This window comes from Streptomyces sp. 3330, assembly GCF_031456635.1.
Taxonomy (GTDB): Bacteria; Actinomycetota; Actinomycetes; order Streptomycetales; family Streptomycetaceae; genus Streptomyces.
Map to the genome: position 1 here is coordinate 387,170 of NZ_JAVDVA010000002.1, position 16,146 is coordinate 403,315.

9 protein-coding genes and 2 pseudogenes are annotated in these 16,146 nt (G+C 72.5%); 7 read left to right on the forward strand and 4 right to left on the reverse strand.

Annotated features, from left to right (window positions below; translation table 11 throughout):
* Nucleotides 1–203: 203 nt before the first annotated feature.
* Nucleotides 204–2,756, forward strand: a complete 2,553-nt coding sequence (locus J2X68_RS05175; RefSeq protein WP_310431228.1) for a discoidin domain-containing protein — start codon at nucleotides 204–206, stop codon at nucleotides 2,754–2,756.
* Between the two features lie 95 nt (nucleotides 2,757–2,851).
* Here the strand turns inward: J2X68_RS05175 and J2X68_RS05180 are convergent, their stop codons facing one another.
* Nucleotides 2,852–3,415: a TetR/AcrR family transcriptional regulator gene (locus J2X68_RS05180; RefSeq protein ID WP_310431229.1), complete on the reverse strand. Its 564-nt coding sequence runs from the start codon at nucleotides 3,413–3,415 to the stop codon at nucleotides 2,852–2,854.
* 140 nt (nucleotides 3,416–3,555) lie between these two features.
* On the opposite strand from J2X68_RS05180, the gene J2X68_RS05185 reads away from it, so the two are divergent.
* The 3 genes and pseudogenes from J2X68_RS05185 (at nucleotide 3,556) to J2X68_RS05195 (ending at nucleotide 5,959) form a co-directional block, all read left to right on the forward strand.
* Nucleotides 3,556–4,857 (forward strand): oxygenase MpaB family protein, encoded by a 1,302-nt coding sequence (locus J2X68_RS05185; protein ID WP_310431230.1) that lies wholly within the window; start codon nucleotides 3,556–3,558, stop codon nucleotides 4,855–4,857.
* A gap of 155 nt (nucleotides 4,858–5,012) precedes the next feature.
* Nucleotides 5,013–5,393 (forward strand): annotated as a pseudogene (locus tag J2X68_RS05190) (sugar O-acetyltransferase); the annotation flags it as partial.
* 9 nt (nucleotides 5,394–5,402) lie between these two features.
* Nucleotides 5,403–5,959, forward strand: a pseudogene (locus J2X68_RS05195) (TetR/AcrR family transcriptional regulator).
* Between the two features lie 49 nt (nucleotides 5,960–6,008).
* On the opposite strand, the gene J2X68_RS05200 reads toward J2X68_RS05195, so the two are convergent.
* Nucleotides 6,009–8,312, reverse strand: a complete 2,304-nt coding sequence (locus J2X68_RS05200; protein ID WP_310431231.1) for a helix-turn-helix domain-containing protein — start codon at nucleotides 8,310–8,312, stop codon at nucleotides 6,009–6,011.
* Nucleotides 8,313–8,503: 191 nt separating this feature from the next.
* On the opposite strand from J2X68_RS05200, the gene J2X68_RS05205 reads away from it, so the two are divergent.
* Nucleotides 8,504–9,403, forward strand: coding sequence for a PIG-L family deacetylase (locus J2X68_RS05205; RefSeq protein WP_310431232.1), 900 nt, complete (start codon nucleotides 8,504–8,506; stop codon nucleotides 9,401–9,403).
* A gap of 89 nt (nucleotides 9,404–9,492) precedes the next feature.
* A complete protein-coding gene (locus J2X68_RS05210) occupies nucleotides 9,493–10,167 on the forward strand; it encodes a DUF4232 domain-containing protein (protein WP_310431233.1) in 675 nt (224 codons plus the stop codon).
* A gap of 169 nt (nucleotides 10,168–10,336) precedes the next feature.
* On the opposite strand, the gene J2X68_RS05215 is transcribed toward J2X68_RS05210, so the two are convergent.
* Nucleotides 10,337–11,293, reverse strand: coding sequence for a helix-turn-helix domain-containing protein (locus tag J2X68_RS05215; RefSeq protein WP_310431234.1), 957 nt, complete (start codon nucleotides 11,291–11,293; stop codon nucleotides 10,337–10,339).
* An 82-nt stretch (nucleotides 11,294–11,375) separates the two neighbouring features.
* Between J2X68_RS05215 and J2X68_RS05220 the strand changes: the two genes are divergently transcribed.
* Entirely contained in the window at nucleotides 11,376–11,969 is a 594-nt protein-coding gene (locus J2X68_RS05220; protein WP_310431235.1) for an MBL fold metallo-hydrolase, read from the forward strand.
* A gap of 251 nt (nucleotides 11,970–12,220) precedes the next feature.
* Here the strand turns inward: J2X68_RS05220 and J2X68_RS05225 are convergent, their stop codons facing one another.
* Complete coding sequence (locus J2X68_RS05225; protein ID WP_310431236.1) at nucleotides 12,221–15,982, reverse strand: family 78 glycoside hydrolase catalytic domain; 3,762 nt, start codon at nucleotides 15,980–15,982, stop codon at nucleotides 12,221–12,223.
* Between the last annotated feature and the right edge of the window lie 164 nt (nucleotides 15,983–16,146).

Consider the following 16,146-nt stretch of genomic DNA (forward strand, 5'->3'; position numbering starts at 1 on the left):
GGGCGCCGGTGCGGCGTTAACGTGTCAAGGGATACGACGCAACAAAGTCCGGAAAGATTTCAACTTTCGAAGGCTTGCCGAGACTGAGAACTCATCAGTTAAATCAAGACGTGAACTAAGCGTCGCAGCAGTGATCTCGGCGTACCGCCACGTCTGTTGCCGACGGCCTCGTGTCCTTTCCCGACGCACCCGCAGGGACCTTCATGAGACTCAGATCCCTGGGTGTCGCGCTCGCCGCCACGGCAGCGCTGATCACCCTGCCCACCCTCCGGCCACCGGCGGCCGCGGCCGCCGACGCCAATCTGTCCCAGGGCAGAACGGCAACGGCATCCTCGAACGAGAACGCGGGCACGCCCGCGGCCCACGCCGTCGACGGCGACACCGGCACCCGGTGGTCCTCGGCCGCCACCGACGACCAGTGGCTGCAGGTCGACCTCGGTACCGGCGCGACGATCAGCCAGGTCGTCGTCAACTGGGAAGCGGCCTACGGCAAGGACTACAAGATCCAGTCCTCGTCCGACGGCGGCACCTGGACCGACCTGCGCACGGTCACCGGCGGAGACGGCGGCACCGACACGCTCGCCGTCTCCGGTCAAGGCCGATACGTACGACTGCAGGGCGTCCACCGGGCCACGCAATGGGGCTACTCCGTCTGGGAGTTCCAGGTGTTCGGCACCACCGGCGGAACACCGCAGCCCGGTACCTGCTCGACCGCCGACTCGGCGCAGGGCAGGACCGCGACGGCGTCCTCGACGGAGAACGCCGGCACCCCCGCCTCCGCCGCGTTCGACGGCAACGACTCCACCCGCTGGTCCAGTCAGGCAGCCGACCCGCAGTGGCTGAGCGTCGACCTCGGCTCGTCCCAGGACGTCTGCCGGATCGACCTGAACTGGGAAGCCGCCTACGGCAAGGACTTCCAGCTCCAGGCCTCCGCCGACGGCCAGAACTGGACCACCCTCAAGACCGTCACCGGCGCGACCGGCGGCCGCGCCTCCTACGACGTCAGCGGCACGGGCCGCCACGTCCGCGTTCTCGGGACCGCTCGTGGGACGGGCTACGGCTACTCGCTCTGGGGGGTCGCCGTCCACACCACGTCCGGCGGCACCGGAGGACCGGTCCAGGGCGGCGGCGACCTCGGCCCGAACGTGATCGTCGTCGACCCTTCGACCCCCAACCTCCAGCAGCGGTTCGACCAGGTCTTCGCCCAGCAGGAGTCCGCGCAGTTCGGCTCCGGGCGCTACCAGTTCCTGCTCAAGCCGGGCACCTACAACGGCATCAACGCCCAACTCGGCTTCTACACCTCCATCTCCGGGCTCGGACTGAACCCCGACGACACCCAGATCAACGGTGACATCACCGTGGACGCGGGCTGGTTCAACGGCAACGCCACGCAGAACTTCTGGCGTTCGGCGGAGAACCTGGCGATCACACCGTCCAACGGCACCGACCGCTGGGCCGTCGCCCAGGCCGCCCCCTTCCGTCGCATTCACGTCAAGGGCGGCCTCAACCTCGCACCCAACGGCTACGGATGGGCCTCCGGCGGCTACATCGCCGACTCCAAGATCGACGGCACGGTCGGCCCCTACTCCCAGCAGCAGTGGTACACCCGTGACAGCTCCGTCGGCGGCTGGACCAACGGCGTGTGGAACATGACGTTCACCGGTGTCCAGGGCGCCCCGGCGACCAACTTCGACACCGGTCCCTACACCACGCTGGACACCACCCCGGTCTCCCGCGAGAAGCCGTTCCTCTACCTCGACGGCACCGACTACAAGGTCTTCGTCCCCGCCAAGCGCACCAACGCGCGCGGCGTGTCCTGGCCCGCCAACGCGGGCACCTCGCTCCCGCTCAGCCAGTTCTACGTCGTCAAACCCGGCGCGACGGCCGCCACCATCAACACGGCGCTGGCACAGGGCCTGAACCTGCTGTTCACGCCCGGCGTCTACCACCTCGACCGGACGATCAACGTCACCCGAGCCGACACCGTGGTGCTGGGGCTGGGCCTCGCGACCATCGTGCCCGACGGTGGCATCGACGCTCTGCACGTCGCGGACGTCGACGGCGTCCGGCTGGCCGGATTCCTCATCGACGCCGGCGCCACCCGGTCCGACACCCTGCTGCAGATCGGTCCCGCCGGAGCGGCGGCTGACCACTCCGCCAACCCGACCACCATGCAGGACGTCTTCGTGCGCATCGGCGGCGCGGGCCCCGGCCTGGCGACGGACTCCGTCGTCGTCAACAGCGACGACGTGGTCATCGACCACACCTGGATCTGGCGAGCCGACCACGGCGAGGGCGTCGGCTGGGAGACCAACCGGGCCGACTACGGGCTCCGGGTCAACGGCGACGACGTCCTGGCCACCGGCCTGTTCGTGGAGCACTTCAACAAGTACGACGTCCTGTGGAGCGGTGAGCGGGGGCGCACGATCTTCTTCCAGAACGAGAAGGCGTACGACGCCCCGAACGCCGCCGCCATCACACACGACGGCATCGTCGGATGGGCGGCCTACAAGGTCGCCGACACGGTGGCCGTGCACGAGGCGTGGGGTCTGGGCAGCTACTGCAACTACACCTCCGATCCCTCGATCGTGCAGCGCCACGGCTTCCAGGTCCCGGTCAAGGCGGGCGTCAAGATGCACAACCTCCAGGTGATCTCCCTCGGAGGCAAGGGGCAGTACGCCCACGTCATCAACGACACCGGCGCCCCGACCTCGGGGACGGACACCGTGCCGTCGAAGGTGACCTCCTTCCCCTGATCCACCGGAGCGTCGGCGCGTCGCCGTGAAGAACTCCCTGCCGGGGCCGCGTGTCAGTGGCCCCGGCAGGGGGCTGTCGGCGCGCGGCGGAGGCCCTACGGCGGCGGCCTGAGGTAGTGGAGAGCGAGTCGGGTGAGCTCCTCGAGGAACTCGTCCCGCGGGATGGGCGGCCGGTCGAGCAGATAGCGGACGGTGAGGTGCTCGACGGTGCGCACCAGCATCCACACCGCCGTGTCGAGGGGGGCGTCGGGGCGCAGGCTGCCGCGCTGCGTCGTGAGATAGGCGTGGACCAGCTCCCCGACGCGCTGCTCGAAGGCCCGCAAGGCGCGGCCGTCGTCCAGCCTGGGCCCGTGTTCGACCGCGGCGCGCAGGAACGGCGGTTCCACGTCGAGTCCGTCCAGCAGCGCCGCCAGGGTGGTGCGGACGATGACGGGCGCCGGCTGCTCGAAGGCCCCGGACAGCCGGGTGGTGACGCTCGAGACGAGCGCGTCGCTGTAGCGCTCCAGCACCGCCGAGACGATGGCGTCCTTGTGCGGGAAGTACTGGTAGAGCGAGCCCGGGCTGATCCCCGCGGTCGTCGCGATCCGACCAGTCGACGCACCCTCGTAGCCGTGCTCGGCCAGGACCTGGCGGCCGGCGTCGAGGATGCGTCCCACCATGGCCCGGGACCGTTCCTGCGTGGGTGTCCGGCGCGCTGGAACGCGAGCGGCTCGCCCGCCACGCGCGTTCCGGCCGGGCGATGACATGGGCGTCAGCCGGCGAATTGAACGCGAGTACGACGAGCGGTCAGCATCGACTCATGGTCGCATACGAGCCGCAGCAGCGTGAGGACTCCGTCGGGCCGAGTGACGGGACGACGCCCCCTTCCCCGTATCCGCGACGATTTCGCCAGACCGAGAGCCTCAACCGCCGTCTGGGCAGACCGCTGCGGCTGTTGCTGCGACGCCAAGGCGAGGTCGACCCGGCGCTGTTGGCGACCATCGGTGAGCGGCTGACGAAGCGCGACGAGACAGGAGCGGTTCTGGCGCGGGCTCTGCGGATCACCGACCGGGCGGATCCCGAAAGGGTGACGATGAGGCAGTTCAGGACCGCCCTCGCCGACGGGATCGACGCGGTGACTCAACCGCCGCAGGCCCTCCGGGAGTTCTTCGCCGCGGTGGACCCGGTGCCGGACTGGGTCGACTTCGATCTGGTCGACGAGGGCGGCCGGGTGGCCCGCCGGTTCGGCCGCAACGCCGCCGACGTGATGCTGCAGTTGGCGCTGATCGGTTCCTACCGGTTCGACGGACCCTCTCGTCTGCTGGTGGAGACCGGCGGCCTGACCGGCGGTTCGGCCCTGCGCAGGATCGCCGAGACCCAGCAGTGGGCGACCGCGGTCACCGGCCAGGGCGCGATGCGCCGCTCCGGTCCGGGCTTCCGCCTCACCGTGCACGTCCGTCTCATGCACGCTCTCGTCAACCAGCAGGCGGAGCTGAGCGGACGCTGGGACACCGGCCGCTGGGGCCTGCCCGTCAACCGGTCCGATCTCGCCGCGACGCTCGGCCTGTTCAACGCGGTCCAGCTGCTCGGCGTGCGCCTGCTCGGGGTACGGGTCACGCGTGCCGAGTCGCGGGCGTTGATGCATCTGTGGAAGTACGTCGGCCATCTGATGGGCGTCGACGAGGACTGGCTCTGCGACAGCGAGCGACTCCAGCATCGTCTCAACTACCACCTGCTTCTCACCCAGAGCTACGGCGGCCCGGCCGGACCGGCCCTGGCGAACGCGCTCGTGGAGGCTCAGAGCGCCCTGCACTTCGCGCGCTTCGCCCGCCTGCGCAGCGCCTGGGCCCGCGCTCGGCTGCTGAGCATGCTGCGCTACTTCCTCGGCCGTAGGGGTGTGCGGGACCTCGGCCTGCCCGCGGCGCTGCCCTGGGCGGTGCCGCCCCTGCTCGCCGCCAACCTCTGGCGCTACCACGTCCTCGGACGTACCGCGGCGGGCCGCGCCCGTCTGCTGCGCAGCGGGGACCGGTTCATCCGGCGGAATCTGCGACGCTACTTCGGCGCACACCCGCCCGCGGTCGGGGCACTCCGGATCGGGCCGCCGGCGGACACCTCGCGCTGACGCCGTCGCCCCGGCCGCCGCCGACGGGCCCGACCGGCTGTCCAGCCCCGGCCGGAACCGACGCCACCGCGCCGGCACGGCCCCGGCCGGGGCGGGAGCCCAGACCTCGGGGAGCGATGCCGACGCCGTCGACGAGGCTCCGCGACCGCTCCCGGGCGGCGGCCCATGTGCGACCGCCCCTCCACGTCGACCACGGCAGCAACATCACCATCGGCGCCCGGACCTTCGTCAACCACAACCTGACCGCCCTGGACGTCGCGGCCATCACCATCGGCCAGGACTGCCAGATCGGCCCCAACGTCCAACTGCTCACCCCGACCCACCCGCTGGAACCGCAGCCCCGCCGCGACAAACTCGAAGCCGCCCGGCCCATCACCGTCGGGGACAACGTGGGGATCGGCGGCGGCGCCATCGTGCTGCCCGGCGTCACCATCGGCGACAACGCCGTCATCGGCGCCGGAGCCGTCGTCACCATGGACGTTCCCGCGGACGTCGTCGCCGTCGGCAACTCCGCCCGACCGGTCCGGACCCTCTGAGGACGCGCCATGGCCACCGGACACACCGACCCCCAGCGCCGCGAACGCATCCTCGCCGCGACGCTCGACCTCATCGCCGAGCGAGGAGTCGCCGGCGTCTCCCACCGGAAGATCGCCGCGCGCGCGGGCGTGCCCCTGGGTCCATGACCTACCACTTCAGCGGCCTCGACGAGCTGCTGCGCGAGGCGTTCCGGCGCTTCACCGACCACATCGTCGTGGTGTTCGACGTGCATCTCGGTGCGCCGACCGACCGCGACCAGGCCAGAGCGGCGGTGGCCGACCTCATCCACGCCCTGTCCGACGGAAACCCGCGTGACCTCGTCCTCACCCAGGAGCTGTACACCCTCGCCGCCCGGCAACCCTCCTACCGGGAACTCACGCACGAGTGGATGGCCCGCAGCCGCACCCACCTGGAGAAGCACTTCGACCCGGACACCGTCCGCCGGCTCGACGCTCTCATCGAGGGCCTGACCCTGCACCGCGCCCTCGCCCGGGAACCCCACGACCGCGCCCTGACCCTGGAAGCCGTCACCCGCGTCACCACGACCGGCGGCCCCGCCGCCTGACACCGGCCGACGCGGCCGGCCGGCGGCGGACGCCCGCCCGTCAGGCCCGTCAGGATCCCGTGCCCAGTTCGTCCATGGCCAGGGCGGAGGCGGCGTCGCCGTGCAGCGGGCTCCGCAGCGCGGCCAGGGCGTCCCGGGCGGCGAGCAGCGTCCGGCGGGCCTCGGGATGACGCAGCGCGCTGAGGACGCGGCCCAGGTCGAGGCGGGCCGGCTCGGCCCACGCGGGCATCTGCGTGGTCTCGAAGTGTTCGAGCGCGCGGCGCAGCGCGGGTTCGGCTTCCTGCCAGCGCTCCATGGCCGCCAGGTCGTTGCCGATCTGCTGGTGCGCGACGGCGTGGTACATCGCGATCAGTTCGTCCGGCATGCCCGGGATCCCGCTGCCGGAGATGTCCGCGCAGCGGCGGTGGATGTCCAGCGCCTCGCCCGTCCGGCCGGCCTGGCGCAGGTGCGCGCCGAGCGTGTTCAGGACGGTGAGCTCGGCCAGCCGGGCCTGCGAGGAGGCCTGCGCGCCGAGGCAGCGGGCCGCCTCCCACAAGCGCGCCTGCGCCTCGTCCGCCCGGCCCAGCCGGTGCAGGGCCCCGGCGCCGTAACCGAGCGCCCAGCCCACCTGGAGCTCGTCCTGACTGTCACGGGCCGCGACGAGCGCGATGTCGGCGGTCGTCAGGGCGGCCTGCGGGTCGTGGAGACACAGGTTGTAGGCCCAGGCCAGGTAGTTGAGATGGACCGCCTCCTCCCGCCGGTCGCCCAGGGCGCGGGCCGCGTCGGCGGAGCGCCGGAACACCTCCGCCCACAGTTCCCAGTGCTGGTTGAGGTCCGAGAACCAGTGCATCGCCTCCGCCGTGTCCAGGACCTGCCGGTGGTGGCCGCCCTCGTGGGCCCGGCGCAGGGCGGCGAGCCATTGATGGCGCTCGCTCTCCAGCCAGGCCCGCGCCTCTTCCCGGTCGAGGGGCGCTCCGGTGGGATCGGGATCGCCGTGCGGGGCGTCCTGGTGGTGTTCGACGTCGAAGCGGAGGGCGGCGGCGGTGGCCCGGCGAAGCATCCACCGGGCGGTCCGGTCCCGGGCCGCGTCCCGCTCCCGCGGATCGTCCTCGGCCTCGGTCTGCTCGGCGGCGTACAGCTTGAGCAGGTCGTGGAACCGGTAGCGTTCGGCGCCGGGGTCGCTCTGCAGCAGCCCGGCTTCGGTCAGTTCCTCCGCGCGGGCGGCCGCGTCGGCGAACGGCAGGTCGGCCAGCAGGGCCACGGTCTCGGGGCTGAAGTCAGGACCGGCGGCCAGCGCGGCACGACGAAGGAACTTCCGTGACGACGGCGCAAGTTGGCGGTACGACAGGGCGAAGGCGGCGCGGATCCGCAGGGTTCCGGCCTGGAGCCCGTCCAGCCGACGGCCCTCGGCGGCGAGCCGGGTGACGAGCTTGCCGAGGCGCTCGTGCGGTCTGCCGTGGAGTCGCTGGCCGGCGATCCGGACGGCCAGCGGCAGGTGCCCGCACAGGTCGGCCAGGTCACGGGCTGCCTGGGCCTCCGCCTGGATCCGATCCGGGCCGATGATGCGGGTCAGGAGCTGGACCGCCTCCTCGCGGCGCAGGAGGGCCAGATCGGTGCGGTGGACCGACTCCAGGCCCGCCAGCGAATTCCGGCTGGTGACGAGCGTCAGCGAAGGGCCGTCGCCGGGCAGCAGCGGGCGGATCTGGGCTTCGTCGGCCGCGTTGTCCAGCAGCACCAGCACGCGCCGCCCGCCGACCATGGACCGCCACAGGCCGGCCCGGTCGTCCGTGTCGGCCGGGATCGCGGCGGCGGTGACTCCCAGCGCCCGCAGCAGCCGGGCGAGCGCGTCGCGCGGCGCGGTCGGCTCGGGGTCCATGCCGTGCAGGTCGAGGGCGTACTGCCCGTCCGGGAAGCGCGGTGCGAGTCGGTGCGCCGCGTGGACGGCGAACGCGGTCTTGCCCAGGCCCGGTTGCCCCGTGACCACGTTCACCGCCGCGTGGGCGGGATCGGCGCTCTCCGCCAGGTCCTCGAGGCGGGCGAGGGCCTGGCCGCGGGCCGTGAAGTCATGCAGGTCGCGCGGCAGCGCCAAGGGCGTGTGGGCCCCCGGCGCGGGGGCTGCCCGAGGACGGCCCAGGGCGGCGGCCTGCTCCAGCCGCCCGGCGGCGGCCTCGTCCAGTCCGAGCGCCTCGGCCAGCGCCCGCACGGTGCGGCGCTGCGGTCCACGGGTCCGCCCGCGTTCCATGTCCGCCAAGGCGCGCACGCTCACGCCGCCGGCATGCGCCAGTGCCTCCTGGCTGAGTCCGGCCTGCGCGCGCAGTGCGCGCACCTGCTGCCCGAAGTCCCCCGTGGCGGGTGCGCCACTCCACACAGTCACTGTCCCCGATCACCGGACCCGTCCTGATGCGAGCCCCGGCAGAAGTATGGCCGATGACAGTTCTGCCGGTGAAACCGCCTGGGCCGCAGGCCGGAGAGGTGATCGACTGGCGGCAGGCGAGGGGCTGACCTCCTCCCGCCCGTGAGGTCCGCTGTCGCGCGGACCACCGACCGTCAAACGGGGAATCTCTGATGAACAGCATCGACAAGCCGGCCTTCGCCGTGTCCAGGCGGAGCGTGCTGGCAGCGGGGGCGTTGACCGCCGCGGCCGTCGTCCACCAGTCCGTGCGGGCTCCCGCGGCCTCGGCCGCCGCCAAGCCCGCCCTCTTCTACTCGCCGCACCAGGACGACGACGCGATCGGCCTGGCCGGGTCGATCCTGGAGCACAAGGCGGCGGGGCGGCCCGTCTACCTGGTGCTGGTCAGCGACGGCAGGAACCCTGATCTGGCCCGCCTCATGAACACCGGCCCGTGCCCGCTGACCACCTGGGCCGACCCGCATCCGTGCGCCGCCGGAGGCAGCCACCGCCTCTCCTGGCCGACCGACGGGACCAGCAAGATCGTCGCCGCCCGGACCGCCGAGTTCATGGCCTCCGCGAAGGCGCTCGGCGTCGACAAGGTCATCAACTTCAAGATCCCGGACGACGGCTTCTCCAGCACCGCCGCCTACGACCGGCTCGTGGACCGGATATCGACGAAGGTGGAGGCCCTCGCCGAGCGGTATCCCGGCGCGTCGCACAAGTTCTCCGCCGGCTGGCTGGAGCTCACCGAGACGCACAAGGCGTGCAGCGACGTGGCCTACCGGCTGATGAACGACGGCACGATCTCGGACGTGCGTTTCCACCACGTCTACGCCTACGCGCGCCCGCGCGCCCGGCGCGCCGACGGCGCCGCGTACGTGCTGAACATCCCCGGCTCCCACATGAAGACCAAGCGCAACGCGATGTACGCCTACAACACGTGGGACCCCGCCCGGAACCTGTACGCACTCGGCTACCACAGCGTCCCCGAACTGCTGGAGGCCGCGCACGACGACCCCCGCGAGTTCGTCCACACGCTCCCGTCGGACTACCGCCCGGGCAAGGGCAACTGACGACCGCGCGGCCTTCGCGCCCCGATCACCTCTCCATCGGCCGACGGCAGACCGCCGCGGCCCCGCACCACTCACAGGGAACCCTCTCCATGAACGCACTGCGTCACCGCTCCACCCTGCTCGCCACCGCGGGCGCGGCCGTCCTCGCGCTGTCCCTCACCGGCTGCCAGGACGGCACGGACACCGACTCCGCCGCGCAGACGGCCTCCGCCACGGCCGAGGCGACCCAGGGACAGGCGACCGGCACCACGGCCCCGGCCGGTTCGGCCGGATCGAACGGCTCCACCGCCGGGGGATCCACGGGCAGCGCCGGCGGGAGCGACTCCGACACGGCCTCCACCTCGACCCCGGTCTGCGCCGCGGGGGACGTCGGCATCACCGCCGCCACCCAGGACGGCCCGCCGTACACCCACCTCGTCCTGACGGCGAAGAACACCTCCGGCCACTCCTGCCGGCTGACGGGCTTCCCGCGCATCCAGTTCCTCGAGAGCCACAAGCAGGACGTCCCGGCCGTGGCCAAGAGCAAGCCGGGCGCGCCGGTCGTCCTCCAGGCGGGCGAGCCGGCCTACGCCCTGGTGAAGCTGTCGGACGGCGGCACCGACGAGGAGAACGAGCCCGTGTCGGCGTTCTCCGTCATGCTCGAAGGCGACTCGACCGTCATCGCCGTCACCGCGCCCGGCAGCGACGGGGTCGCCGTCGACCCCGCCAAGGCCCTCACCGGCTACTGGACACCCGAACTCCGCAACGGCGCGGACGACTTCTGACGGTCCCGCACCCCGGCGGGTCACACCCGCCGGCGAGGTCGGTGAGCTCCGGGTCCCCCGCACCCGGGCGGCCCACCGACCGCTCGGCGTCGCCGGAGCCGCCCTTCGCACCCGGCCCGCGGACCTCTTCCGACCCACGCGTCGGCCCGGCTGTTCCTCCGCACGCCCCTCACGGCGTGCTGGTGAAGGAGCGGCGGTAGGAGCGCGGCGGCACCCCCCGGCGGCGCACGAACTGCTCGCGCAGGACGGCCGCGCTTCCGTAGCCGACACGGCGGGCGACCTCCTCGACCGGCAGGTCCGTGGTCTCCAGCAACTCCTCGGCGCTGCTCAGCCGCAGGCCCCGCAACCAGGCGTGGGGGGTGGTGCCGGTCGCGGCGGTGAAGCGGCGGGCGAAGGACCGCTTGCTCATCACGGCACGCCGGGCCAGCTCCGCGACGGGAAGCGGCTGGTGGAGGTTCTCGCGGGCCCACGCGAGCACCTCGGCGAGACGCTCGTCGCGGCAGTCCTCGGGGACCGGGGCGGCCAGGTACTGCGCCTGCCCGCCGTCGCGGTGGGACGGCAGCACCACGTCCCTGGCCACGGCGTTGGCCATCGCGGCCCCGTACTCCCGCCTCAGCAGATGCAGACAGAGATCGAAGCCCGCGGCGGCGCCGGCACCGGTGATGACCCGCCCTTCGTCGATGTAGAGGGCGTCGCGTTCGACGGTGACGTCCGGATGGCGGTGGGCGAGCAGTTCGGCGAACCGCCAGTGGGTGGTGGCCCGCCGGCCGTCGAGCAGCCCCGCGGCGGCGAGCGCGAACGTGCCCACGCAGTGGGCCGCGACCAGGGCCCCCCGCTCGTGCGCGGCGGACACCGCTCCGAGGACGGCGGGAGCGGGCGGTGTGCGGAAACCGGTCCAGGGCAGGGCGATCACCAGATCTGCGGCGGCGAGCCGGTCCAGGCCGTACGTGACGGTGAGCGGCACGCCGAGATCGGTCGGGACCGGCCCGGGCCGGTCGGCGCACAGCGCGAAGTCGAACCCGGGCAGCCCCTCTCCGTGCGGACCGAAGACCTCGGCGACGATGCCGACGGCGAGCATGCCGACTCCGGGCGGGGCGTACGCGGCGACGGTCGTGAAGGGAGACATCCGCGCAGTGTGGCACCAATCCTGCGATCAGCGGCACTTGTGCCACTCGTGCCCGCCCGCGCTGCCCGGAAGGATCGATGCCATGACAGACGCACCGCTCGGCCGCAGCGCCCAGTACACGATCCTGACCACCGGATACGTCGGCTCCACCGGCCCCGGAGTCGCCGCCACCGTCTCCTACGTGTCCGACGCCGGCCGCCATGTGATCTTCGACCCGGGCATGGTCGCGAGCCGCGACCTGATCCTCGCTCCGCTCGAGGAACTGGGGCTCCACCCCGACGACATCACCGATGTGGTGCTCAGCCACCACCACCCGGACAACACCATGAACGTGGGCCTGTTCGGACGGGCCCGGGTGCACGACCACAAGGTGGAGTACCTCGGCGATCAGTGGAGGAACCGGGACGCGGAGGGCTACGAACTCACCCCGTCGCTACGCCTGATCCGCACCCCGGGCCACAGCGCCGAGGACATCACGCTGCTCGCGGGCACGAAGTCGGGCGTGGTCGCCTTCGCCGGTGACCTGTGGTGGCACGCGGACGGCCCGGCGGACGACCCGGTGGCCCCCGACCGCGAGGTGCTGCGCGCCTCCCGGCTCCGGGTGCTGACCGCCGCGGACCTGATCGTGCCCGGCCACGGCGGCCCGTTCCGGGCCGACGACACCACACCGCGCTAGCCGCTCCGTCCGGTGCGCGCCGCGCAGCTCGGTCCGGCGGGCGGCGTGACGCGAAGCCCCGTCGTCGTACCGGACACCATCCCACGGTCCCCTCCACACCTCATCAGGGCCAAGAGCCAAGAGCCAAGAGCGGAGGGCCGAGGCCGGGGCCCGCGCGACCGCCGCGCATGGTTCGTACGCGCGCATGTTCGTACGAAGGACCGGGCGAGCGGGGACGGCGCTGCTCCTCCGTCCCCGCGTGCCGGCGGTGGTCAGGCAGCAGCCGTGAAGGTGTAGCGGCCGGCCGGCAGATGGTAGGTGGCCGGACCGGTCGGGACGGCCTGGGGCGGGGCGACGACCGATTCGGGCCGCGGGGTGGGCACGGTGACGCCGGCGAAGGTGTTGACGGGGACGGTGACGCGAAGACTCAGCCGGCCGCCGGAGACCGACCAGTTGCTCGACGCGTTGCCGTAGGGGGTGGCGTACGTGCTGTCGGCGGAGGTCAGGCCGCCGCCGGGCCGCGGGGCGATGCGCAGAGAGGCGTAGCCGGGGCTCGCCGGGCCGAGTCCGCCGACCTGGCGGTAGAGGAAGTCGCCGACCGAGCCCAGCCCGTAGTGGTTGAAGGAGTTCATGCCCGGGTCGTTGAACGAGCCGTCGGTACGGATGCCGTCCCAGCGTTCCCAGATCGTGGTGGCGCCGTGGTCGATCATGTAGCCCCAGCCGGGGAAGCCGCGCTGCAGCAGTATCCGGTAGGCGGTCTCGACATGACCGTGGTCGGCGAGCACCGGCAGCAGGTTCTCCACGCCGAGGAAGCCGACGCTGAGATGTCCGTCCGTCGCCGCGACGTTCGCGGCGAGCTTGTCCGCGGCCGGCCGGGCCAGCGCGGAGGGCAGCAACTCGAAGGCCAGGGCCAGCACATAACCGGTCTGGGTGTTGCCGCGGACGGTGCCGTCGTCCGTGACGAAGCGGGCGCGGAAGGCCGCCGCCACCCGATCGGCGAGCTGCCCGTAGGCGGTGGCCTCCGTGCCGCGGCCGGTGGCGGCCGCCATACGGGACACCAGGCGGGCCGACCAGGCGAAGTAGGCCGTGCAGACGAGATCCTGGGCCGTGTCGTCGTTGACGTTGAGCCAGTCGCCGAAGGTCTGCTGATCGCGTATCAGGTCACTGCCGGAGGTGTCGCGCAGGTAGTCGACCCACTTGGTCATGGCCGCGAAGTGCTCGTCGACGACCGTGAGATCCCCGAAGCGCTGCCACAGCGTGTAGGGAATGATCGTCCCCGCGTCCCCCCATCCGGCCGTGCCGGCACCGGAGATGACCGCGGGCGCGACGTCGGTGAAGGCGCCGTCGGCCCGCTGGGCGTCCGTCAGGTCGTCGACGAACTTGGCGAGGAGGCCATGGGTGTTCAGGTTGAAGGCGGAGGTCGCGCAGAAGGCGGCGATGTCGCCTGTCCAGCCCAGGCGTTCGTCCCGCTGGGGACAGTCGGTCGGGATCGACAGCATGTTGCTGCGCTCGCCCCACACGATGTTGTGCTGGAGCTTGTTGACCAGCGCGTCGGAGGTGCTGAACGTGCCCGGCTGCCCCGCGTCGGTCCACACCGCGCGTCCGACGACGGTGGTGTCGTCGGGCCGGAAGCCGGCAGGCAGTCCGCTCAGTTCGACGTAACGGTAGCCGTGGACGGTGAACCGGGGCTCGTAGGTCTCGACGCTCCCGGTGCCGGCGAGAGTGAAGCTGTCGGTGGCCTGGGCGGCGCGCAGATTCGTGGTGTAGAGCGTGCCGTCGGGGTTGAGGACCTCCGCGTGCCGGACGGTGACCGTCGTGCCGGCGTCGCCGCGGACCGCGACGCGGTTCCAGCCGGTGAAGTTCTGCCCCAGGTCGAAGATCCACACCCCCGGCCGCGGCTCGGTGATCGACACGGGGCGGAACTCGTGCTGGACGGTGACACCGTTGTCGACCTGCGCCACCAGCCGGGGAGCGGGCCCGTCGTGGACGACGACGGCCGCCCAGTCGCCGTCGTCGAACCCGGCCGAGTCCCAGCCCTCGACGTGCAGACGGGCGTCGTAGCTTTCGCCGTGGTACAGATCGTCCGCCGTGACGGCGCCCGTGCCGGCCTTCCAGCTGCCGTCCGTCGTCACCAGCTGAGTCGATCCGTCGGTGAACGTGATGAGCAACTGCGCCGCGTAGAACGGCTGAGTGCCGTAGCGCTGGTTGCCGGCGAAGCCCAGACTGCCGGAGAACCAGCCGTTGCCGAGCCATGCGCCGAGCGCGTTGGATCCCCGCCGGATCTGCGCGGTGACGTCGAACACCTTGTACTGCAGGCGCTTGGTGTAGTCGGTCCAGCCCGGGGCCAGGACGTCGTCGCCGACCTTGGCGCCGTTGAGCCGGGTCTCGTGCAGACCGAGCGCGGTGGTCAGCAGCCGTGCCGAGGCGACTCGCCCGCGCACGGTGAAGCTCTTGCGCAGCAGCGGGGCCGGCCCGACGACCCGGACGCCGGAGCCCCACGGGCCGCCACCGTACGAGGCGACCGCGCGTGCCGCGGGCCAGCCCCCGTCGTCGTATCCGGGGCTCTCCCACCCCGGGGGCGCGTCCTGGTGCGCCTTCCAGGATCCGTCGGTCACCACGCTCGGGCCCCCGGACACCGCGAGTGCGGCGATGATCCCGGCCGGGGACTGGCTCGTGTTCCGGCTCGCGACGGCGATCGTGTTGTCGCCGCTCCCGAGGTGCGCGGTGACGTCGATCTGTGCCGCGCTCTTCCACGAGTCGGTCACTCGTCGCGAGGTGCTCACCGGCGTTCCGTTGACCCAGACGTCCGCGGTGTCGTCCCCGGTGACGATCAGGGTCGCGACGGCGGGGACCTCCGCCAGGCTGAACGTGCGGCGGAAGTAGCGGGTCGCGGCGGGTACTCCGGCCGCGGGATCGCCCTCCGGGTACCAGATCCAGGTGGCCCCCGACAGATCAGGACCGGGCGGCCGTCCGATGAACGCGGCGGACCACTCGTCCGCAGCCGACAGCAGCCCGGTCTCGAACCACTGCGGTGTGCTCCACGAGGCCGCCCGGCCCTGGACGTCCCAGACACGCACGCGCCAGAAGTAGCGGGTCAGGCTCTTGAGCGGCTTGCCCGCGTACGCGATGTCGATCTGCCGGTCGGACGGGACGCGGCCGCTGTCCCACAGGTCACCGGGGCCGCCGGCCGTGGACGAGACCTGGATCCGGTAGCCGCCCTGGCGCTGTTGCTGCTCCGTCGAGTCGAGGACCCAGCCGAAGCGCGGGTGTGCCGCGTCCACTCCCAGCGGGTTGGCGCGACGTTCCACGGTGCGGGCGGCCACGCGCAACGGCGAGGCGGCCGCGAGATCCGGGGCGGCGACCTGGGTGTACCAGGGAGCGGTTCCATAGGCGCCGAGATCGCGCGCGGCCGTCCAGCCTTCGCCGCCGGAGCCGGGCTGTTCCCAGCCCGCGGACACGGCCTCGGCCGCCGTCCAGCGGCCGTCCGTGACGACGTCGGTCGTGCCGCCGGCGGTCACGACGCGCAGCCGCCCGATGACCCCGGCTGAGCCGCCCTGGTTCCGGCAGGCGAGCGCGAGGGTGTTGCTCCCCGTGGCGACGGCCGTCCGCAGATCGACGTACAGGGCCTTGCGCCAGGACCGGGCGGCTCTGGGCGAGCCCGCCAGCGGTTTCCCGTTGAGCCACACGTCGACGGTGTCGTCGCCGGTGACGACGAGCTGTGCGTCGGTCACCTCTCCCTCCGCGACGGTGAAACCGGTACGGAAGTAGCGGTGTCCGGCGGGGGCGTCGGTGCCGGGATCCCCTTCCGGGTACCAGATCCAGTGCGCCGGGGTCAGCTCCACGGGCTCGGCGCGCGGTCCGCGGGTGGCCGCCTGCGCGCTGCCGCCGAGCGTGCCGACGACCCCCGTCGCGAGGGCGCCGACCGTCAAGGCGAACGCGGTGCCGAGGAAGTGACGTCGGCTGAGCGGGGGCTGTTCCTGGTGCGTGGTCGAGTCGGGGGTGGGGGGAGTGGGGGGAGTGGTCTGACTTGCCAACGGAGTACTCCTTCACGCTGGTCGGGCGAAACAGGAGAGCCGGGCTGAGCAGGTCCGGGTCGAGCAGGGTCCGGGTCGAGCGGTGTCCGGATCGAGCGGTGAACCCGGACGGCGGCCCCCGGTCCGGGCGGGCGCAGCCTGTGGCGGGTGGACGGTGGCCGGTT